Genomic DNA, 20078 nt, shown 5'->3' with positions numbered 1-20078 from the left:
CGGAAAATGATACTATCCAAAACCTGTGAATATGCCATCCGGGCGACCGTCTACGTCGCTTTGAAAAGCAGCCGTGGTGAAAAGGCCGGCATCATCGAGGTAGCCCGGGCCATCGGATCGCCGATGCATTTTACCGGTAAGATCCTGCAGACCCTGGTTCGCAAAAAAATCCTCTCCTCAGCCAAGGGACCGACCGGCGGCTTCTACCTGGAGAATGGCGACCGCTTGTTCCTGATTGACATTGTGCGCGCCATTGATGGCAACGGACTCTTCACCTCCTGTGTGCTTGGGCTGGAGCGCTGCTCAGCAGCGCAGCCCTGCCCGATGCATGAGCAGGTCAAGCCGATCAGGGACATGCTGCACGACGAATTTTCCGGAAAACCGGTTACCGAACTGGTTTCGGGCTTTGGCGCCAACGGATATTTTTTGAAATAAAAAAATTTGAACCAGTAAAAGACACTGTAATACATTCGGTAGCCAAAACATGATACAGATCATATTTTAAACTGAGGGTGGTCACGTACCGGCACCTGACTTACCGATAATTTTAACCCATCAAAATTCATCAAAATGAAAACTCAAAAAACCTTATTTCTCGCCGCACTGCTGGCCGGAATGACACTCCTGTTCGCCTGCGGGCAATCTAACGGCGGATCTGAAGCTGACACCGCCGCATCAGCACCGGAAACTGCTGCCGCCAGTGCGGACGTGGATCCCGAAGCCAAAAGTGACAGTAAAGGTATAGGCAAATTTACAAATGTAAAACTGGATGCACTGGACCCGGCCATGGCCGCCAAAGGTGAGGCTGTTTTTACCGCCAAATGTTCTGCCTGTCATAAGATGACCGACCAGAAGATTGTGGGGCCTGGTCTGCTGGGCGTTACCAAAAGACGTACACCAGAATGGATCATGAACCAGATCACGAACCCGGTGGAGATGGCTGCCAAGGACCCGGTAGGCAAAGCGCTGCTGGGAAAACACCTGACCCAGATGACCTTTCAGGATGTCACCGACGAACAGACCCGCCAGCTTCTGGAATACTTCAGGAAAAACGACAGTAAATAATTCAAAACGATAAAGAATCATGAAATTTTCAAACTATATAATACTCATACCCGCTTTGGCCTTGCTGGCCGGCAGCACCATGCCCGGTTGCAAACCGGGCAAAGCCGGTTCTTCCGTAGATGCCGATGCCGCACAAAAAGTATATGTCGCGCCGGGTAAATATGACGAGATCTACACCTTTATGTCTGGTGGCTTTAGTGGCCAGGTGGCGGCCTACGGTATTCCTTCAGGCAGGCTGCTGAAAGTGATCCCGGTATTTTCACAGAATCCGGAAAACGGTTATGGTTATTCCGAAGAAACGAAGCCCATGCTGAACACTTCTCACGGCTTTGTGGCCTGGGACGACTCCCATCACCCGGAGCTTTCCAAAACCAACGGTGAGGACGACGGGCGCTGGCTGTTCATCAACGGGAACAATACACCGCGAATCGCCCGTATCGATCTTACCACGTTTAAAACAACAGAAATCATCGAATTGCCGAACATCGGCGGTAACCATGCTTCGCCATTCTGCACCGAAAATACGGAATACGTAGTGGGTAACACCCGTTTCAGCCAGCCGCTGGACAATGCCGGCAACGATGTGCCTATTGATAGTTATAAAAAGAACTTTAAAGGCGCGGTATCATTTGTAAAAGTGGATAAAGAAACCGGCGGGATGAAACTTGCTTTTCAACTCATAGTACCGGCTTTTAACTATGATTTGGCCCATGCCGGAAAAGGTCCGTCACACGACTGGATGTTTTTTACCTGCTACAATACCGAACAGGCAAATACACTGTTGGAGGTAAATGCCAGCCAGCGCGATAAGGATTTTGTGATGGCCATTAACTGGAAAAAAGCCGAGGAACTGATACTGGCAGGCAAAGGCACCAAGATACCGGTGAAATATGCCCACAATGTTTACAGTGATAAAACTCATAGCGCCACCTCGACCATTGAAAAGGAAACACAGATTTTGGACGTGACCAAATTTCCGGGCCTGGTGTATTATATGCCCTGCCCTAAATCACCGCACGGCGTTGATGTGACACCGGATGGTGAAAGCATTGTAGCCAGTGGTAAACTGGCCGCTGTGATCCCGGTATTCTCTTATAAAAAGATGCTGGACGCGATCGCTAAAAAAGCGTACGACGGCATGATTGACGGTAACCTGCCCGTGTTGAAATACGAAGCTGTTTTACGTGGCGAAGTAAAGAAACCCGGCCTTGGCCCGCTGCATACCGAATTTGATGATAAAGGTTTTGCTTATACCACCATGTTCGTATCGTCTGAAGTGGTAAAATGGAAAGTAGATAATTTGGAGATCATTGACCGGGCTCCGGTGTTTTATTCGCCCGGCCACTTATCCATCCCCGGCGGCGATTCTAAAAAGCCCTATGGTAAATACGTGATCGTTATGGATAAGATCACCAAGGACCGTTACCTGCCTACCGGGCCCGAACTTTCACAGGCTGCACAGCTGTTCGATATTTCGGGTAATAAAATGAAGCTGCTGCTGGATTTCCCGACTATCGGCGAGCCCCATTACGCCCAGTCTATCCCGGCCGAAAAGATCGTGAAGAACCAGGTAAAATTCTTCAAACTGGCGGATAACAAGAACGCTTATGCTGTAAAATCTGAAAAGGAAACCAAAGTGGTAAGGACCGGCAAACGCGTTGATGTCTATATGACGGCGATGCGGTCTCACCTGGCGCCTGATAATATCGAAGGAATACAGGTAGGTGACGATGTTTATATCCACATAACAAACCTGGAACAGGATTGGGACGTACCGCACGGGTTTGCCATTAAAGGCGCGAATAATGCGGAATTACTGATCATGCCGGGCGAAACCAGTACGCTGAAATGGAATCCATACCAGCAGGGGATTGTACCGTTCTACTGCACCGACTTTTGTTCTGCGCTGCATCAGGAAATGCAGGGTTACTTCAGGGTATCTCCGGCAGGTTCCAAAGTACCTATTAAATTCTCTATCGGCGTGAACCCGGTAACTCAATAAACTTAACAACCATAGCGTATAGCGCTCAGCGCCATATGCTATGGTTAATTTATAGCTCATGAAACCGACTACAAGAATATTAATAGCCGCTGCCTGTTTGTTTATGCTGACTGCCTATTTCCTACCGCTATGGCATATTAATTTGGACGCGCCACAATACCCCGAGGGGCTGGAAATGAAGATCTGGCTGAACGGGCTCACGGGCAACATTGACCAGATCAACGGCCTGAACCACTATATAGGGATGAAGTTTATTTCAGAAGATGATTTTAAGGAGTTTAAGATTCTTCCTTATGTTTTCGGGGCGCTTACAGTCATCGGTATCGCCGCGGCCATTGCCAAAAGCCGCAAATTGCTATGGGTCTGGTTTATCGGTTTGTGCCTGTTTGCGATAGTGGGGTTCACCGATTTTTACATCTGGGAATATAATTACGGCCACCGGCTTAACCCGCATGCGGCTATAAAAGTAGAAGGAATGAACTACCAGCCGCCCCTTTTTGGTTACAAGCAACTGCTCAACTTTACCGCCGGATCATTACCCGATACCGGAGGTATACTGGTGGGTATCGGGGGCTTATTAGTCGCAGCAGCCCTTTTTTACAAACCGCGTTTATCGCTAAACCACATCAAATGAAACCGCTAAGTTTGATTACCCTTTGCTGCCTGCTCGCAGCCTGTAGCCACAGCCCCGAACCGATCTTATACGGCAAAGACGCCTGTACTCACTGTAAAATGACGATTATGGACAAACGTTTTGCCACCGAAGTGATCAGCGTGAAGGGAAAAATATACAAGTTTGACGCGGTGGAATGCATGGCCGGTTTTTTAAGGGAAAATCCCGCTGTCGCCAATGACCCGGAAAGCAGTTTGCTGGTCAATGATTTTGGGCATCCCGGAACTTTTTCCGACGCCCGCAAAGCCTGGTACCTCCATGATGCTTCGCTGGCTTCACCTATGGGTGGAAACCTTGCGGCGTTCATAAACCGACGCGCCGCGGAAGCTGCGCAGCAGGATAGCACGGCCATCGTATCCGACTGGCCGGGTTTTTTAAAACAAAACCGCTGATGAGAACACTGCTGCTGATGTTTTCCGGGTTGTTGTTACCCCTGATCCTGGCCGCCCGAACCATCCTGGTTGCACCGGGGACGCCGGTCAGTTCCTTGCGCCAGGCCGTTATGCTGTCCCAAAACGGCGATACGATCAGGGTAAAAAAAGGAGTTTATATCTCCCTGAACACCCTGATTGATAAATCACTCACCATACTTGGCGAAGGACAACCGGTATTGGACGCCCGTTTCCGGGAAGAGGTACTGACGATCACCGCCAGCCATGTCAAACTGGACGGTTTTACGGTGGTGAATACAAAAACCGGTTCGATGCGGGACTTCGCCGCGATCCGCCTGAGCAATGTCGAACAGGTAACGATCAGCAACAACATATTACGGAATAATTTCTTCGGAATATATTTATCCAACTGTCGCTTTATAAAAGTGCTGAATAACCGCATCACCGGCTCGAATGATATTGAGAATTCCGGTAACGGCATCCATTTATGGAAATGTAAGGAAGTATTGATCCGGGGAAACTACGTAACGAAGCATCGGGACGGCATCTATTTCGAATTCGCCAAAAAATGCCTGATCGAAAATAACCTCAGCGAAAAAAACATTCGTTACGGCCTGCATTTTATGTTCTCCGATGACGATACCTACCGCCACAACACCTTTAAGAATAACGGCTCCGGTGTTTCCGTCATGTACACCCGGCGTATCGCCATGCTGGATAATACGTTTATCGAGAACTGGGGAAGCACTATTTACGGCGTGCTGCTCAAAGAAATTACGGATGCCCGGATTGAAGGCAACCGTTTTATCAGGAACACCACCGGTATTTACATGGAGAACTCAGACCGCATTACCATAAAGCATAATGATTTTATCTCTAACGGCTGGGCCATGCGCGTGCTGGCCAGTTGCAGTAAGAACAACTTCACCCAAAATAACTATAAAGGAAACTCTTTCGACGTGACAACCAATGGCACTTTAAAAGAAATTTATTTCAATGATAACTATTGGGATAAATATGAAGGCTACGACCTGAACAGGGACGGCACCGGCGATATACCTTACCGGCCGATCAGCCTTTACGCCCAGATCATTGAACAGAATCCCCAAAGTGTGATGCTGATGAGAAGTTTTATCGTCAACCTTATTGATAAGGTAGAACGTGCCATTCCCTCTGTTACGCCCGAATCTGTTAAAGACGAAAAACCAAGAATGAAACCATGGAAAAGATAATTGCGGTCGAAGGACTGAAAAAATCATTTGGCAGGCTGGAAGTGCTTAAAAACGTCAGCTGCGATTTCGCTGCCGGCGGGGTGGTATCCATACTCGGCCCGAACGCTTCCGGCAAAACCACGCTGATCAAGTCGATCCTCGGAATGGTGCTTCCCGATAGCGGCAGCATTCTGTTCAAGGGCAAATCCATACTAAATACGTTTGATTATAAAAGACACATCGGTTACATGCCGCAAATAGGTCATTACCCCGATAATATGCAGATCGGCCAGTTGTTTAAAATGGTTATGGATATCAGGCAGCAGGACGCGGTGGATACTGATCTGCTGAAAGCCTATCAACTCGAAGGCATGTATCATAAAACAATGCGCACCTTATCAGGTGGTACGCTTCAGAAGGTAAGCGCGGCACTGGCTTTTATGTTCAGTCCCGATGTACTGATCCTCGATGAACCGTCTGCCGGCCTTGACCCGCTCGCCGCGGATGCGCTGAAGGAAAAGATCCTGGCCGAAAGGGCCAACGGCAAGCTGGTGCTGATCACCTCGCACATCCTCAGCGAGGCGGACGAGATATCTGACCATATCCTTTACCTCTTTGAAGGAAAGATCAAATTCTATAAAACATTGCCTGACCTGAAAATGGAGACAGGCGAACAAAAATTAAGCCGGGCGCTCACGCAGCTATTAAGTTTATCGTCATGCTAAAAATCGCTAAATACATCATCTTCGATATCATCAGGAGCAAAGTGCTGCTGGCCTACACCCTCTTACTATTAGCGATCAGCCTGACGATTTTCATGTCAGATGCAGACGTGACCAAGGGACTGGTAAGTATTACAACGGTTATTCTGATCATCGTACCGCTGGTCAGCATCGTTTACGCCACAACTTATTATTTCAACGCGGCAGAGTTTACCGAAATGCTGGTTTCACAACCCATCAGCAGGCGTAATATTTTACTGGGAAAATTCATCGGGATCAGCAGTTCCATTCTGCTCGCCTTCATCATCGGGGTTTGTATTCCCGTGTGTTTGTTTGCGTTTTCGGCCACTGGTATCACCTTAATGGTATCCGGCTACCTGCTTACGCTTAGCTTTGTTTCTCTGGCTTTCCTTACATCTACAATTACCCATGATAAGGCCAAAGGAATTGGTCTGGCCTTAATGCTCTGGTTTTATTTTTCGATCATATTCGATGGCCTGGTTTTATTATTCCTGTACACCTTCGCCGATTATCCGCTGGAAAAAGCGATGATCGTTCTGACGGCGCTGAACCCGATAGACCTTGCCCGGATACTGATCTTATTGCAGCTGGATATCTCCGCCCTGATGGGTTATACCGGCGCCCTTTACCAGCAGTTCTTTGGCAGTGGCTCAGGTATTATATTTTCACTCCTGATGCAGCTGGTCTGGATCCTGGTACCCCTGTTCTTTGCTTTACGGATATTTAAAAAGAAAGACCTCTGATGAAAAGATTTTTTATATTTCTATTGCTGACGGTATGCGTTACCACCGGCAATGCCTGGTGCCAGGATAAACTGGCACTGAATAACGGTGTTAAATGGAAAGTGGATAAGGTGACCGGCGCAAATGTAGCCGCCCTGCAGGCAATCATTAAAGAAGCTGCAGGAACGGGTAATCTGATGCACTATAAAAAGGCCGGCGGTGCACTGCAAAAAGGCATCGCCAAAATGATCCGGGAGTGCAGGGTTAAAGGTGCAGACCACCAGGCCCTCCATCATTGGCTGGAACCTTTAATAGAACAGCTTAGCCTGCTGAACCAGGCCGAAGAGGCCCGGGCCGCTGAAAAAGCGTATGTTACGATCACCATCCGCTTAAAGTTATTTGACCAATATTTTACCGTCTGAAGCCATGTTCAAAACGCCGCTGAACTGCAACCTCGAAAAATGTTTCCTTTGCCGGCATACGCCGCCCGGGTTTCATCCCGCTATCGACCTGCATCACCGGAATCTGTCCTTTAAAAAAGGGGAAACGGTCTTTCGCGAAGGAGATCCCGTAACGGGCATATACTTTGTTCATACCGGCACGGCGAAAGTGCATAAGCAATGGACAGCGGATAAAGAGCTCATCATTCGTTTCGCGGCAGGCGGAGCCATCATGGGGCACCGCGGCCTGGGCAGCAAGCTGGTTTATTCGGTTTCCGCCACGGCCGTCGAACCCCTTGTCGTGTGCTTTGTCGAACTCGAATTCTTCCGGGAAACCTTACAGACGAACAGCGCTTTGTGCTATCAGCTCATGGTTTTGTTTGCAGAAGAACTGGAAAATGCCGAACAGAAGATGCGAGATCTGGCACACATGCCTGTCAAGGGACGCGTTGCCCAAGCCCTGCTCCGGCTGGAAGAACAGTTCGGGACAAATGCCCTGGGTGCGATAGATTTTCGCATGGCCTGGACGGATCTTGCTGATTTTACCGCAGCTACCTACGAAACGGTCTTTCGGACCGTGCGGTTACTCATGCGTGAAGGAATGATCTCCGTGACCGGTAAGCAGATCACGCTGCTCGATCGCACCCGGCTGGCGGAAGTTATCGCTAATTCAGTACCGGCCACTTAGGCCGCTAACGTTTGAAAAACGGCAGGGCCGGGTCTTTGCTTTTTAAAATGTAGCATGACGATGTCTATTCCAAAGGTTCCGGTAAAAACCAAAACCCCTCACATGCCGTCATGGAGGGGTTCCCAGGTATATTGTCACTGAAAACTATTTCAGGCGGTATCCGATACCCACACCAATAACCCAGGGGTTGATTTTTACATCAGCCTTTATATTCTGCAAAACCGGGGCCAGCGCCGGGCTGCCGGATGGCGTCAGGTTAGCGGCATTGACCGTGGCGGTCGTTGACAACCAAAGCTTCTTCAAATCGATATTCAAAAATACCTTTCTATTCAGGTCAACATCCAGCCCAGCCTGTGCGGCGAAGGCAAACCTGTCTTTATAAGCGATATCCTGCACCACTGCGCCCTTGTCCGCACCATAAAAAATGGTGTAATTGGCGCCCGCACCTACATAAGGTTTGAAAAAAGAACGCATAGGCAAATGGTATTGCAGGTTCAACGTTGGTGGCAGCAGCCACACACTGCCCAGGCCAACCTCCGCGGATGAAGGACCGCCGATAGCGCTGAGGTCCGATCCGGTAGTTTTGACCGTGTGTTTCACGGTACCGAGGATCAGTTCGGCTGAAAAATTTCTGGCAAAAAAATAAGTGATGTCCAGTTCAGGCGCGAAGGAGTTGCTCAGGGCGATATTACCGCCGATGACGCTGATTGCGGCGCTTTCCTGCGGTACGACCGTGATCGCACGCAGCCGGAAATCCCACTCGTGTTTTTCCTGCGCAAAGGAATTCAGGGCCAAAAAAAGGCCGATAGGTGCTAAATAAAATTTGATTTTTTTCATATTATGTTCGAATTATAAAGCAAAGTTATCCGCCCGGAGCCCAGCCCGCCATGATAAACTTCAACCGGTTCACTGATAGAAATCATTGCAGGAACCCCGGACGCTAAAATGTGCGGGCGGTCACCATTTGGGTTTGCACAAACCGTTTAATATTAAACTGTCGATGTCACGCCCGGGCTCACGGTTTTAGCTCAAAGCCTTGCCAACCGGAGTAATGTAAAGTGGCGGATCACCCCGGTGCCTGTACCAGCTTTTTGAACAGTAACGCCAGGTAAACCTACACCTCTCCGACCGGGTTTAACCGGTGATTTCCCATGGAAGTTCATGCCTTTCGATCAAAGTGCATGGGCACCGGAATGAGGTCCGTTTCACCCTCATTTTGGAGTTATTAAACGGGAAAATTACGGGGTGTCTTTTTTGTATAAACCGGCAAACACAATTTTCACCATTACTTGTATCTATAAAAAAGGATGGGTTATGAACGCAAAATTTGCTATTGGCCTGGCTACCCTTTATCTGGTAGTCTACACCGGCTTGCTGGCAGCAGGCGTGCCACTCGCCCTGCAGGGCGCTTTGTTCACCGCCGCACCTGTCGTGCTGATATGGGCAGTTTACAGGGTATTAAAGGATAAATCTTTTCAGTACCCCGAACTTTCGAAGGACGAAGAATGGGGATACCTGGACGAGCCTCGTTAAGTGTCTTTTGGGATACTTGCAATCTGTTCGTCGTTACCTGTTGTCCGTACCTGAATTCCGGCTAAACAATCGGGAAGGTGGTACCGCGCGCGGCAAAAAGCGGTTCGCTGCCAAAGGATTGAAAAAAAGAAAGGCGCACGTGAAGTTCACGGCGCCTCTCGGGGTTTAATCAGATCAGTTAATAGTTCAATCAGAGCAGGATGTCTATGTCTGGCGCCTCCAGCACCAGCGCGTAAACCTCCTGTTTAACCTCCCGGAACCGTTGAGTCAGCTTACTCATCAGCCGTTCCAGTTTTACCTGAACTTCGGTGAGCGCATCCGCATCCTCCGGGATAACATCCTCCGCCATCAGTTCCAGCTGTGTAAGCTGCCGGTCCAGCAGGTCGCCGTCAACCATTCTTTCCAGTTCCTGCAGGTCCTCGCCTGCCTTTACCAGTTTAACGAACTGTGGATGGCCCTGCAAACGGCTCATGTAGCGGTCAAGTAACCGCTGCAAAAAGCCGCTTTCCAGCCTGAAAAATTCGAGGTCAGAGGACCATCTTCTGGCAATCACATAATATTGCAGCGGGCGGGACGAATTCAATAACATAGTATCCATACATTTTTTATTTGACAGGTTGCGGAGGCTAAGATCGGCCCGGCTACGCTTTCCGCAAATGACGAAGATCAGTTTTGGAGGTGATCCCTGTCATTCCCGGGTTTCATAACCCGGACCGGGCAGTCACGTATCCTTTATCAGGCACGCTCGAACAGCCAGCGGAGCGGTTTTCTTTTTTGTTGAGGTTTCAGCCCGAATTTGCGGATACTGTTCGCACGGATAAGTTCAACCGCTTCCTCCAGGTCATCGGTGACCAGGAACAACCGGCTGTCTGCCTCTCCGATTGTGGCGTAACGCTGCATGACCGCGACGTGCTCCAGCAGTTCCCGGTGATATTCCCTGCCGAAGATAATAACCGGGAAATCATGGATCTTGTGCGTCTGGATCAGGGTCAGCGCTTCGAAGTATTCATCCAGTGTGCCAAAGCCGCCGGGCATGACCACAAAGGCGAATGAATATTTGACCAGCAGTACCTTACGCAGGAAAAAATGGCGCATATATACCCATTTATCCAGGTAAGGATTAGGCTTTTGCTCCACGGGTAACTGGATATTGCAGCCTACTGACCTGCCCCCGGCTTCCCTGGCACCGCGGTTGGCGGCCTCCATCAGCCCCGGTCCCCCGCCCGTCAGGATCGTAAAACCCAGCCGGGCAAAGGCCGCGGCGGCGTTCCGCGTTTGTTCGTAATAAGGGTGGTCTTCGCCAAACCTGGCCGACCCGAAAACCGTGATGCACGGCCCGATAAAATGCAGTGCCCGCAGCCCGCGTACCAGGTCAATCATCGTCTGCAATGCAAACTTCAGCTCTTTTAAGCGCGAATGCGGCCCGTCCAGGAACTGGATCTCGGTTTTAGTGTCGGCGTTTGGTGCTATGGTTAATGTGTTCATAAATCAAATGGTTATAAGGGGAAGATCAGCACAGGCACGGTGATGTCCGCCGGAAGCGTGTCGCCGATACGCCGGCCGATCAGCTCTTCAAAATGATAACGGTGGTTGACAAAAACCAGCAGGTCCTGTTGCATGCCATGAACCAGTACATCTACGGCTTTATGCAGGTCCCGTTCCCGGATATTATTCAATACTACCTTTTTGTGATGCGTATGCGGTACCACGTCTTTGCAGAAGAGCTCTTCTGCATAAGCCTCGGCGATATCGGCCAGGCCCCTGGCGGATAAATGAGCGACGGTCAGCCCCGCGTCCAGCGCAGCGCAGACTTCACCCACATAACGTAATACCTGATGCCGGCAATAGCGCAGGTCGGCCAGATAAGCGATCCGCTCCGGCAGGTGGTTTGCCCAGCTTTGCGGCACCAGCAATAAGGGGCAGCGCACACGGTTTAACACAGACTGGATATTCAGTTTCAGCGCCACGCAGCCCGCGGGCGACTGGTCCGGCATGCCTTCGACGAGCAGCCAGATCTCTTTCCGGTTGATCATCGCGATAAGATCATCCAGTGGATACGCGGAAATATCCAGTTCTGAAATCTTGGGGACATATCCATCCGATTGTCCGTTAAGTTCGCAAAGCCTGTTCATGGGGCTGCTATCCGGATCTTCCGTTGTCGCCCCTGCCAGGACCGGCTGCCCCTTCGTTAGCTGTTGCGCCTTTACCGTAGTGGCCAGGAGCAAATCTGCATGGACCGCCCGCGCAAGCGCCAGGGCAAATAAGGCGGCGTGTTCCGCTTCGGGGCTGTGATCGCTGATCACTAAAATTGTTTTCATAACAATACCTGATTATGGGTTTAACTGATCGTCAAACGAAGATAACCTCTCTCCGGGACCGGATAAATGACGCCGGTTAGCCCGGGAGGTGATTTGGGTCATCTTCCGCGTTGAGGTATAAGTTTCCCCATTAACAACCGGCGCTTATCCGGCACATGCATAGCGGCATACCTCAAAAACACCGAAAAATGATCAGGGTCACATTTTATCGGGTGTACAATTACATTTTGTATTGCGGTAAAATATAGATATTTGTGATCATCATCATAAAACGAACAAACAGGTATGGAAAACGCGGCCCTGCTCAAAGCAATCATTGACAACGCCATTGACGGTATCATCACCATTGACGGCCGGGGGCTCGTGGAATCCATTAATCCTGCCGCCTGCAAACTGTTCCTCTATACACCCGGGGAAGTGATCGGGAGAAATATATCCATGCTGATGCCCCAGCCTTATAAAAGTCAGCACGATGAATACATCGCGCGCTACCAGCACACCCGCGAGCCGCATATCATCGGCATCGGGCGGGAAGTTACCGGCCTGCGCAAGGATGGAACCACCTTTCCCTTTCGCCTGGGCGTGAGCGAGGTTTCATATGCAGAACGCAAAATATTTACCGGCTTCATCCATGACCTCTCCCGCGAAAAGGAAGCGGAGGAACAATTGAGGGATTATGCAGCGCACCTCGAGGAACTGGTGGAAAGCAGGACATCTTCCCTCAAAGACACGGTGATCGCCCTGCAGCAGGCCAAGGAAGAGGTCAGCTCCTCCCTGGAAAAGGAGAAGGAACTTGGCCAGCTGAAAAGCCGCTTCGTTTCCATGGCATCCCATGAATTCCGCACCCCGCTGAGTGCTGTGCAGCTTTCTGCTTCCCTCATCGAAAAATATGCCCAGCCATACGATAACGAAAACATCCGCAAACATGTGGCCAAGATCAAAGGGTCTGTGGGCATCCTCACCGGCATCCTGAATGACTTCCTGTCCCTGGAAAAGCTGGAAGCGGGCAAAGTGGAAGCGACCTGCACACCGTTTGACCTGGTCAGATTCTCCGAGGAAATTACCGAGGAACTGCAACTGGTCGCCAAACAAAACCAAAGTATCATTTACCAGCATACCGGGACCGCCAGCGTAGTGGCCCTTGATCAGAACCTGCTGCGCCACAGCGTAACCAACCTGATCGCTAACGCCATCAAATATTCCGGCGAGAACACCTTTATTGAATTCTGTACGGAGATCGGCCCATCCGGCTGCGTGATCACCATCAGAGATAACGGGATCGGTATACCCGAAGCCGACCAGAAACACCTTTTCGAAGCATTTTTCCGCGCCCATAATACCGGCAATATCCCCGGCACCGGGCTTGGCCTGAACATCGTTGCCCGTTACGTCGGGCTGATGAACGGCCAGGTGATCTTCAAAAGCAACGTTAACCAGGGCACCCTATTCACCATGACATTCCCGACAACATGAAAAAGAAAGTACTCATCATTGAAGACAACAACGACATCCGCGAAAACGTGGTGGAGATCCTGCAGCTGGCCGGTTATGAGGCCTTTGAAGCGCCGAACGGCAAAGCGGGTATTGAACTGGCGCTCAGCCAGTCACCGGATATTATACTTTGTGATATCATGATGCCGGAACTGGACGGTTACGGCGTATTATATATGCTCAACAAGAACCCCGCTACCGCCGCGATACCGTTCATCTTCCTGACGGCCAAAGCCGAACGGGTCGACCTGCGCAAAGGTATGGAAATGGGCGCCGACGACTACCTGACCAAACCTTTTGACGACATCGAATTATTAAACGCGATCGAAACCCGTTTTAAAAAACAGGAATTACAAAAAGAGTTTTACAGCCAGTCACTGGACAAGCTGGGTACCCTCATCGGTAAGAACGATGGCCTGAACGAATTGAAAAAGATCATCCAGGAACGACGCAGCCGCGCATTTAAAAAGAACCAGGTCATCTATTACGACGGGGACAAAGCCAGCGGGCTTTACCTGGTCATCAGCGGCAAGATCAAAACGATCCGCCTGGCTGAGGACGGTCGTGAACTGATGACCGGTATCGTCGGCGCTGAAGAATACCTCGGCGTAAACGCACTGCTTTCCGGAGAGGCCTATACGGATACCGCGAGTGCCCTGGAAGACAGCGTTGCCGTACTCATCCCGAGAGACCAGCTGGAGCAGCTGCTTAACCTGTACCCGGAGGTCGCCCGGGAGTTCATCAAACTGCTCGCCAATGACATCCGCGAAAAAGAGGACCAGCTGATGCAGCTGGCCTATCATTCCGTGCGCAAACGAATGGCCGAAGCAATGATCCGCCTGCACCGTCAGGGCGGCGCTGCTCAGGAAGGATTTAAGGTGACCCGCGAAGACCTGGCCGCGATGGCCGGCATGGCCACCGAAACGGTCAGCCGGACCTTATCCGATTTTAAGGACGAAGGGCTGATCGAGAAGAAAGGCAGCCTGATCACCCTGCTCCAGCCGGACAAGCTTGAAAAGATGAAAAACTGATTTACATCATTAATTCAGCTGACGCCGCTCATTCTGCAGGCATTACCGTTACGATAGCTTTGTAATCAAAACTATTTCGAATGAAAGCGGTAGCTTACAGCATCAAACCTTTTGAAAAGGAATACCTGGCGAAGGCCAACCGGAAAAAGCACGACATCACCCTGATTTCCAACTCGCTTGGGCCGGGCACGGCGATATACGCGCAGGGGAAGGATGCCGTCATCGTTTTTACGAATGACGATGTATCCGGGCCGGTAATCGCGCAATTAGCTGCGATGGGGATTAAATTCATCATAACCCGTTCTGCGGGCACCGACCATATTGACCTGCCGGCCGCCGCGGCGGCCGGCATAAAAACCGCCAACATTCCATCTTATTCGCCGCAGGCGGTCGCAGAACATGCGGTCGGGATGGCCTTTGCCCTGAACCGGCAAATGATGAAAGCCGATCAGCACAGTCATGTTTTTGATTTCAGGAACGACGACCTGGTCGGCTTTAACTTCGCGGGTAAGACCGTCGGCGTGATCGGCCTGGGACATACCGGCCAGGCAGTGGCGGCAATCTATCACGGCATGGGCTGTAAGATTGTCGGTTATGACGTACAGCATGCCCGGAGCCTGCGCCATATCCGGCAGGTTTCACTGGAACAGCTGCTGGAATCCGCCGATATCATTTCCCTGCATATTCCCCTGACAGAAGACACGCGTCATTTCATCAACGCTCAAACTTTGGCGCTGATGAAACCCGGGGTAATGCTGATCAACACATCACGCGGTCTGCTGATCGATACCGCCAGCGTACTCGAAGCGCTCGAAAACCGCAGGCTGGGTTACCTCGGCCTCGATGTCTATGAGTTTGAAAAGGGGCTCTTCTTCGAAGACCACCATCAGGACCCTGTCAAAGATGCCATGCTTATCAAATTAATGAGCCATCCCAATGTGCTGATCACACCGCACCAGGCTTATCTGACGCGGGAGGCGCTCCAGGAGATCGCTGATCAAACCATAAAGAACCTTGACCTCTGGCAGGCCGGAAAGTGCGTGGGCAAAGCCTGCGCCTGCGCTAAAAACTGCCGGCATATCCCTCAACCTGAAAAAATTGCACATTCCTGAATATGGACAAATCACTTAAAGCGCTGACCGCTAAATACAATGTGGCCGTCCCCCGCTATACCAGTTATCCGACCATGCCCTACTGGGACAACCAGACCTATACCCAGGTTGCCTGGAAAGAAACCGTCAAATTATCCTTTGATGAAAGCAACCCCGCATCCGGCATCAGCTTGTACGTTCACCTGCCATTCTGCGAGAACCTTTGCACCTATTGCGGCTGCAACACCCGCATTACCAAAAACCACAGCGTAGAAGAACCGTATATCGCGGCCGTGTTAAAGGAATGGGCGCTGTATAAGGACATCTTCAGCGGTCAGCCGGTTATCCGGGAGATCCACCTGGGTGGCGGCACACCTACATTCTTTTGCCCGGAAAACCTGCACCGCCTGATCGAAGGCCTGCTCGATGGCGCAAGGGTACATGCGCAGGCAGAGTTCAGCTTTGAAGCGCACCCCGCCAATACTACTCCGGCGCATTTACAGACTTTATACAACCTGGGGTTCAGGCGGCTCAGCCTGGGTATACAGGACTTCGATCCTAAAGTCCAGTTCATTATCAACCGTCACCAAACCTTTGAACAGGTGCTGGAGGTTACAGTGGAAGCCAGGCGCATCGGTTATACTTCGATAAACTATGACCTGATCTATGGGCTGCCGCTGCAGAACCTGGAAGGCCTGATCAATACCATGAACATCGTCAGCAACCTGAACCCGGACCGTATCGCCTTTTACAGTTACGCGCATGTGCCCTGGATCAAACCCGGGCAGCGCCGCTTTACCGAAGCGGACCTGCCCGACCCGGAATTAAAAGTTAAACTGCATGAAGTTGGACGGAGCCTGCTGAGAAATTATGGCTACCGGGAGATTGGTATGGACCACTTCGCTTTAGCAGGTGACGAATTGCTGGAAGCGGCACAAAACGGCGGATTACACCGGAATTTCATGGGGTATACGCACCAGCACACGCAGCTGTTGATCGGGCTCGGCGTTTCATCCATCAGCGATTCCTGGTACGGCTTCGCGCAGAATGTAAAAACGGTCGAAGAGTACCTGGAAAAAACTTCAGCCGGGGAATTTCCGCTGCTCAAAGGCCATGTGTTGTCGGAAGAAGACCTGATACTGCGCCGCCATATTCTGGACATCATGTGTAAAAGCGAAACCCGCTGGAAGCTGCGGGACCTGCCGGTGATCGCCGCAGCACTGGAACGCCTCCGTGAACCGGAAGCCGATGGCCTGGTCGAATTATCCGCCGGTGGACTACGGGTCACCACCCTCGGCACCCGTTTTCTGCGCAATATCTGCGCCTGCCTCGACGCGCGGCTTTGGGCTGCGCAGCCAACCACCCAGCTGTTCAGTATGGCCGTCTAACCGGCCATACTACTATCATTTACAGTGAACGGGCTCCGTTTTGATCATTTCCCTCAGCGCCCTAGTAAAATACGGCGAATCGTTCAGGCTCTCCACCAGCTGTAACTGTTCCCCTCCGGCAGCGATAAACGCATCATGGTATTCGGCAGCGATCTCATGAATCGTTTCCAGGCAGTCCGCAACAAAAGCCGGGCAGATTACCAGCAACCGTTTTTTGCCCGCCGCCGCCAGTTGGCCGATGACCGCTGAGGTAAAGGCTTGATCCATTCCTGCTTACCCAGCCTGGACTGGAAACACACCGTATAAGCTTCCGGCGCAAGTTTCAATTCACGGGAGATCAGCCGTGCGGTTTCATGGCATTGCGCCGCATAACAGTTCCTGTTCCTTTCGGTGATCTTTTTACTGCAATCGTCATGATGCCCCCCGGTCCCGGCGCCACAGGCCCGGAGCTGCCTTTCCGGTAAACCGTGAAAACTAAAAAGCACGTGATCAAAGGCATCCGGGTCATACTTTGCGGCATTGGCTGCAAAACCCCTGATAAACAAGGGATGATCATAAAAGGCTGCACTGAAGGATACCGGCGGAATATCATACCATCTGCTTACCACACGCATCACTTCTTCTGTCACAGATCCCGTCGTGGCCGAAGCATATTGCGGAAAAAGCGGGATCCCCTGCAGGCTTTCCACGCCGGCACCCCGCAGTTTGTTTAATCCGCGCTCAATCGAAGGGTATTGATAACGCATGGCCAGTTCGACCACATAGTCACCGCCCAGTTCCAGCTTAAGCAGTTGCTGCTGCAGGTTACTGTAGTGCAGCAGCGGTGAGCCTGTTTCCTTATCCCAGATCTGCTGGTATAACTTTGCTGACTTAGGCCCCCGGAAGGGGACGATAATCCCCCGGACGAGCAAAAAACGCAAAAAAGGGTGAATATCAATCACCCTTTTATCCATCAGGAACTCCGCCAGGTACTTCCGGACATCGGCGGTTGCCGGGCTGTCAGGTGTTCCCAAGTTAACTAATAATATTCCTTTACGCATAGTCTTAAATTAAGGCCGGGCGATCTCTAAAACCACCCTGCCATCGATCAGGCCTTTTTTCATCCGGTCGAAGACCTCATTGATATCTTCCAGTTTAGCAGCATGAACGATCGCTTTTACCTTTCCTTCAACAGCGAAGGCGATGGCCTCCTGCATATCCTTGCGTGTACCGACGATCGAGCCCCTCACCGTGTAGCGGTTCAGCACGGTATCGAAAATGGACAGGTCGAAGTTGCCTTTGGGCAGTCCGTTTAACGCGATCGTTCCTTTTCTGCGCAAGGCGGATATGCCTTGCTGGAAAGCGATGGGCGAAACAGCGGTGACGAGCACCCCGTGCATACCCCCGGTAGCTTTTTGCAGGAACGCGCCCGGATCTTCTTTAGCGGCATTGACCACCAGCTCCGCGCCCAGTTCTTTCGCCAGTTCCAGCTTGTCGTCCGCGATATCAATGGCAGCCACGTGCATACCCATCGCTTTGGCGTATTGTACCGCCAGGTGGCCAAGGCCGCCCGCACCGGAAATCGCCACCCATTCGCCGGGTTTCACTTCGGTTTCTTTAAGTCCCTTATAAACCGTGACACCCGCGCAGATGATCGGCGCCATCTCGGTAAAGTTGATACCCGCCGGGAAATGAGCCACGTAACGCGGGTCGGCCAGCACATATTCCGCAAATCCGCCGTCTACGCTGTAGCCGCCGTTCTGCTGGGTACCGCAAAGGGTTTCCCAGCCGGTGATACAGAATTCGCAGCCGCCGCAGGCACTGTGCAGCCAGGGTACACCCACGATATCGCCTTCTTTCACACCCTGTACATCAGCGCCTAAGGCCGCAACGTAACCGATAGCCTCGTGGCCGGGGATCAGCGGCAAATTAGGTTTGACCGGCCAGTCGCCATTGCAGGCGTGCAGGTCGGTGTGACACACACCGCAGGCGATCACCTTTACCAGGATCTGGTTGGCATGGGGTGTTTTCACCGGTACCGTTTCAATTTGCAGGGCTGCGCCGAATTCATGTATCACGGCCGCTTTCATGGTTTGAGGTATCATATTCAGTAGAATTTAGCGTTACAGGATAAAAAACAGTATCATCAACAGGTGGATCGCGATGCTCAGCGCAAACAGCCATAACAGGGTTTTGATACCCGCACCGCCCATGCCGGCTATGATGTTGGCAAAGAACAGCGTCAGCGTAATGGCCAGTACGGGTACCGGCGCAGCAGCATAATAAATCAGAACGGCCGGAACAGGCAGAAAGAATACGCCCTGAAAAACGAGCGACACCAGGAACCAAAGGGTGATCCATTTCTCCTGACTTTCCATAAACAGGTTCCATTTACCAAGCAATGTGTGGGCAGGAACCGGGGCTGCGTCTTTTGCGTCCCAGCGGGTATTTGCAGTTATCGTTGCCATAAAAAATAATTTGTTTATGGCTGCAAATATCCCGGCTTACGATTTACCGCACCATGACCGCCATTCGCTTAAAAGATGATCGTGGTCACTTTTTCCGGATATGCAAGGAAAGCCTGCGGTAATAACGTTTCGCCCGTATCCGGAACACATCATAACCCAGGGTGTAAAGCAGCAGGGCGGCTGGAAAAAAAAAGGAACGATAACTGTAATAATGAAAGACATAGGCTCCCGTAAGCGCGCCCCATAAGAAACAAATAATAATGGCCCCCCGCAGTTTGAGCTTGGCACTGAGCGGCATCCTTTCTTTTTGAGGCGCCCTGATCCATTGCCCCAATTCGATGCCGAGATCGGTAAAAGTTCCGGTGAGGTGCGTCGTCCGCACCTCGGCCCCCGACACCAGCGAGACCATCGCGTTTTGCATCCCCATAACAAACAGCAGGCTGCCGGCAAAGATTTCCCGGGCTACCAGGCTATGATCATAATGATAACCAAAAAAACCGATCAGGAGGAATACCGTCATCTCCACTAACAAGGGAATAACATAGGAAAACCGCTGGTTGCGGCCGATGCTGTTAATGATGAGGCCGGAGATAAAGGCGCCGGCTAAAAACAGGCACATCCATAACGCGACCACACGGGACGCTTCCCAGTCTTCTTTAACAAGCCGTTCGGCAAACAGGGCGGCATGCCCGGTGACATTGGTGGTCAGTACGGAAAAGCCGAGAAAACCTGCGGCATTAACAAACCCCGCGGACAGGCTGAGCAATGCCGCAATTTTTACGTTATGAACATAAGTTCGCCTGTTTCCTAAGTGCCTGAGCATGTCTTTTGGTTGAATGATCG

Annotated in this window: 22 protein-coding genes and 1 pseudogene; 15 read left to right on the top strand and 8 right to left on the bottom strand. The window is 51.2% G+C overall.

All coding sequences use genetic code 11. The features are described 5' to 3' along the window. Positions 1–6: 6 nt before the first annotated feature. The 10 genes from NPE20_RS14760 (at position 7) to NPE20_RS14715 (ending at position 7936) form a co-directional block, all read left to right on the top strand. Positions 7–435 carry an RrF2 family transcriptional regulator gene (locus NPE20_RS14760; RefSeq protein ID WP_256539433.1) on the top strand — a complete coding sequence of 143 codons (429 nt, stop codon included), beginning with the start codon at positions 7–9 and terminating at the stop codon, positions 433–435. A 135-nt stretch (positions 436–570) separates the two neighbouring features. Further along, positions 571–1065 (top strand): c-type cytochrome, encoded by a 495-nt coding sequence (locus tag NPE20_RS14755; protein ID WP_256539432.1) that lies wholly within the window; start codon positions 571–573, stop codon positions 1063–1065. Between the two features lie 19 nt (positions 1066–1084). Next, the gene (gene nosZ / locus NPE20_RS14750; RefSeq protein ID WP_256539431.1) at positions 1085–3067 is read left to right on the top strand and encodes a Sec-dependent nitrous-oxide reductase; all 1983 of its coding nucleotides are present in this window, start codon (positions 1085–1087) and stop codon (positions 3065–3067) included. A 58-nt stretch (positions 3068–3125) separates the two neighbouring features. Then, on the top strand, positions 3126–3701 hold the full coding sequence (locus NPE20_RS14745; protein ID WP_256539430.1) for a hypothetical protein: 576 nt from the start codon (positions 3126–3128) through the stop codon (positions 3699–3701). Next, positions 3698–4132, top strand: coding sequence for a nitrous oxide reductase accessory protein NosL (locus tag NPE20_RS14740; RefSeq protein WP_256539429.1), 435 nt, complete (start codon positions 3698–3700; stop codon positions 4130–4132). The genes NPE20_RS14745 and NPE20_RS14740 overlap by 4 nt, the downstream gene beginning before the upstream one ends. Next, positions 4132–5364 (top strand): nitrous oxide reductase family maturation protein NosD, encoded by a 1233-nt coding sequence (locus tag NPE20_RS14735; RefSeq protein ID WP_256539428.1) that lies wholly within the window; start codon positions 4132–4134, stop codon positions 5362–5364. The genes NPE20_RS14740 and NPE20_RS14735 overlap by 1 nt, the downstream gene beginning before the upstream one ends. Then, positions 5352–6068: an ABC transporter ATP-binding protein gene (locus tag NPE20_RS14730; protein WP_256539427.1), complete on the top strand. Its 717-nt coding sequence runs from the start codon at positions 5352–5354 to the stop codon at positions 6066–6068. The genes NPE20_RS14735 and NPE20_RS14730 overlap by 13 nt, the downstream gene beginning before the upstream one ends. Beyond that, entirely contained in the window at positions 6062–6829 is a 768-nt protein-coding gene (locus NPE20_RS14725; protein ID WP_256539426.1) for an ABC transporter permease subunit, read from the top strand. Before NPE20_RS14730 ends, NPE20_RS14725 begins: the two co-directional genes overlap by 7 nt. Then, positions 6829–7230 carry a hypothetical protein gene (locus tag NPE20_RS14720; RefSeq protein ID WP_256539425.1) on the top strand — a complete coding sequence of 134 codons (402 nt, stop codon included), beginning with the start codon at positions 6829–6831 and terminating at the stop codon, positions 7228–7230. Before NPE20_RS14725 ends, NPE20_RS14720 begins: the two co-directional genes overlap by 1 nt. Continuing rightward, positions 7208–7936, top strand: a complete 729-nt coding sequence (locus NPE20_RS14715; RefSeq protein ID WP_256539424.1) for a Crp/Fnr family transcriptional regulator — start codon at positions 7208–7210, stop codon at positions 7934–7936. Before NPE20_RS14720 ends, NPE20_RS14715 begins: the two co-directional genes overlap by 23 nt. A gap of 144 nt (positions 7937–8080) precedes the next feature. On the opposite strand, the gene NPE20_RS14710 is transcribed toward NPE20_RS14715, so the two are convergent. Further along, positions 8081–8773 carry an OmpW/AlkL family protein gene (locus tag NPE20_RS14710; protein ID WP_256539423.1) on the bottom strand — a complete coding sequence of 231 codons (693 nt, stop codon included), beginning with the start codon at positions 8771–8773 and terminating at the stop codon, positions 8081–8083. Positions 8774–9250: 477 nt separating this feature from the next. Between NPE20_RS14710 and NPE20_RS14705 the strand changes: the two genes are divergently transcribed. Then, the gene (locus NPE20_RS14705) at positions 9251–9469 is read left to right on the top strand and encodes a hypothetical protein (RefSeq protein WP_256539422.1); all 219 of its coding nucleotides are present in this window, start codon (positions 9251–9253) and stop codon (positions 9467–9469) included. Positions 9470–9659: 190 nt separating this feature from the next. On the opposite strand, the gene NPE20_RS14700 is transcribed toward NPE20_RS14705, so the two are convergent. From NPE20_RS14700 to NPE20_RS14690, 3 genes are all read right to left on the bottom strand, one after another. Next, positions 9660–10067 carry a hypothetical protein gene (locus NPE20_RS14700; protein WP_256539421.1) on the bottom strand — a complete coding sequence of 136 codons (408 nt, stop codon included), beginning with the start codon at positions 10065–10067 and terminating at the stop codon, positions 9660–9662. Between the two features lie 137 nt (positions 10068–10204). Continuing rightward, a complete protein-coding gene (locus tag NPE20_RS14695; protein ID WP_256539420.1) occupies positions 10205–10954 on the bottom strand; it encodes an LOG family protein in 750 nt (249 codons plus the stop codon). Positions 10955–10965: 11 nt separating this feature from the next. Continuing rightward, on the bottom strand, positions 10966–11787 hold the full coding sequence (locus NPE20_RS14690; RefSeq protein ID WP_256539419.1) for a universal stress protein: 822 nt from the start codon (positions 11785–11787) through the stop codon (positions 10966–10968). A 285-nt stretch (positions 11788–12072) separates the two neighbouring features. On the opposite strand from NPE20_RS14690, the gene NPE20_RS14685 reads away from it, so the two are divergent. From NPE20_RS14685 to hemN, 4 genes are all read left to right on the top strand, one after another. Continuing rightward, entirely contained in the window at positions 12073–13260 is a 1188-nt protein-coding gene (locus tag NPE20_RS14685) for a PAS domain-containing sensor histidine kinase (RefSeq protein WP_256539418.1), read from the top strand. Further along, positions 13257–14309 carry a response regulator gene (locus NPE20_RS14680; protein ID WP_256539417.1) on the top strand — a complete coding sequence of 351 codons (1053 nt, stop codon included), beginning with the start codon at positions 13257–13259 and terminating at the stop codon, positions 14307–14309. The genes NPE20_RS14685 and NPE20_RS14680 overlap by 4 nt, the downstream gene beginning before the upstream one ends. 80 nt (positions 14310–14389) lie before the next feature. Further along, the gene (locus tag NPE20_RS14675; RefSeq protein WP_256539416.1) at positions 14390–15421 is read left to right on the top strand and encodes a 2-hydroxyacid dehydrogenase; all 1032 of its coding nucleotides are present in this window, start codon (positions 14390–14392) and stop codon (positions 15419–15421) included. A gap of 2 nt (positions 15422–15423) precedes the next feature. Then, positions 15424–16788, top strand: coding sequence for an oxygen-independent coproporphyrinogen III oxidase (gene hemN / locus NPE20_RS14670; RefSeq protein ID WP_256539415.1), 1365 nt, complete (start codon positions 15424–15426; stop codon positions 16786–16788). A gap of 15 nt (positions 16789–16803) precedes the next feature. On the opposite strand, the pseudogene hemH reads toward hemN, so the two are convergent. The 4 genes and pseudogenes from hemH to NPE20_RS14650 all read right to left on the bottom strand — a co-directional run bounded on the left by hemH (position 16804) and on the right by NPE20_RS14650 (position 20058). Further along, positions 16804–17828: pseudogene (hemH, locus tag NPE20_RS14665) on the bottom strand (ferrochelatase). 9 nt (positions 17829–17837) lie between these two features. Further along, positions 17838–18872, bottom strand: coding sequence for an alcohol dehydrogenase AdhP (gene adhP, locus NPE20_RS14660; protein ID WP_256539414.1), 1035 nt, complete (start codon positions 18870–18872; stop codon positions 17838–17840). A gap of 18 nt (positions 18873–18890) precedes the next feature. Continuing rightward, positions 18891–19235: a hypothetical protein gene (locus NPE20_RS14655; protein WP_256539413.1), complete on the bottom strand. Its 345-nt coding sequence runs from the start codon at positions 19233–19235 to the stop codon at positions 18891–18893. A gap of 85 nt (positions 19236–19320) precedes the next feature. Beyond that, on the bottom strand, positions 19321–20058 hold the full coding sequence (locus NPE20_RS14650) for a YoaK family protein (protein ID WP_256539412.1): 738 nt from the start codon (positions 20056–20058) through the stop codon (positions 19321–19323). Positions 20059–20078: the final 20 nt, after the last annotated feature.

This window comes from Mucilaginibacter aquariorum (assembly GCF_024498135.1).
Taxonomy (GTDB): Bacteria; Bacteroidota; Bacteroidia; order Sphingobacteriales; family Sphingobacteriaceae; genus Mucilaginibacter; species Mucilaginibacter aquariorum.
This window is presented reverse-complemented; position numbering and strand designations above follow the sequence as displayed.

Coding starts and splice junctions, on each gene's coding strand:
- NPE20_RS14760 (WP_256539433.1), top strand. CDS start 7: ATGATACTATCCAAAACCTGTGAATATGCCATCCGGGCGACCGTCTAC.
- NPE20_RS14755 (WP_256539432.1), top strand. CDS start 571: ATGAAAACTCAAAAAACCTTATTTCTCGCCGCACTGCTGGCCGGAATG.
- nosZ (WP_256539431.1), top strand. CDS start 1,085: ATGAAATTTTCAAACTATATAATACTCATACCCGCTTTGGCCTTGCTG.
- NPE20_RS14745 (WP_256539430.1), top strand. CDS start 3,126: ATGAAACCGACTACAAGAATATTAATAGCCGCTGCCTGTTTGTTTATG.
- NPE20_RS14740 (WP_256539429.1), top strand. CDS start 3,698: ATGAAACCGCTAAGTTTGATTACCCTTTGCTGCCTGCTCGCAGCCTGT.
- NPE20_RS14735 (WP_256539428.1), top strand. CDS start 4,132: ATGAGAACACTGCTGCTGATGTTTTCCGGGTTGTTGTTACCCCTGATC.
- NPE20_RS14730 (WP_256539427.1), top strand. CDS start 5,352: ATGGAAAAGATAATTGCGGTCGAAGGACTGAAAAAATCATTTGGCAGG.
- NPE20_RS14725 (WP_256539426.1), top strand. CDS start 6,062: ATGCTAAAAATCGCTAAATACATCATCTTCGATATCATCAGGAGCAAA.
- NPE20_RS14720 (WP_256539425.1), top strand. CDS start 6,829: ATGAAAAGATTTTTTATATTTCTATTGCTGACGGTATGCGTTACCACC.
- NPE20_RS14710 (WP_256539423.1), bottom strand. CDS start 8,773: ATGAAAAAAATCAAATTTTATTTAGCACCTATCGGCCTTTTTTTGGCC.
- NPE20_RS14705 (WP_256539422.1), top strand. CDS start 9,251: ATGAACGCAAAATTTGCTATTGGCCTGGCTACCCTTTATCTGGTAGTC.
- NPE20_RS14700 (WP_256539421.1), bottom strand. CDS start 10,067: ATGGATACTATGTTATTGAATTCGTCCCGCCCGCTGCAATATTATGTG.
- NPE20_RS14695 (WP_256539420.1), bottom strand. CDS start 10,954: ATGAACACATTAACCATAGCACCAAACGCCGACACTAAAACCGAGATC.
- NPE20_RS14690 (WP_256539419.1), bottom strand. CDS start 11,787: ATGAAAACAATTTTAGTGATCAGCGATCACAGCCCCGAAGCGGAACAC.
- NPE20_RS14685 (WP_256539418.1), top strand. CDS start 12,073: ATGGAAAACGCGGCCCTGCTCAAAGCAATCATTGACAACGCCATTGAC.
- NPE20_RS14680 (WP_256539417.1), top strand. CDS start 13,257: ATGAAAAAGAAAGTACTCATCATTGAAGACAACAACGACATCCGCGAA.
- NPE20_RS14675 (WP_256539416.1), top strand. CDS start 14,390: ATGAAAGCGGTAGCTTACAGCATCAAACCTTTTGAAAAGGAATACCTG.
- hemN (WP_256539415.1), top strand. CDS start 15,424: ATGGACAAATCACTTAAAGCGCTGACCGCTAAATACAATGTGGCCGTC.
- adhP (WP_256539414.1), bottom strand. CDS start 18,872: ATGATACCTCAAACCATGAAAGCGGCCGTGATACATGAATTCGGCGCA.
- NPE20_RS14655 (WP_256539413.1), bottom strand. CDS start 19,235: ATGGCAACGATAACTGCAAATACCCGCTGGGACGCAAAAGACGCAGCC.
- NPE20_RS14650 (WP_256539412.1), bottom strand. CDS start 20,058: ATGCTCAGGCACTTAGGAAACAGGCGAACTTATGTTCATAACGTAAAA.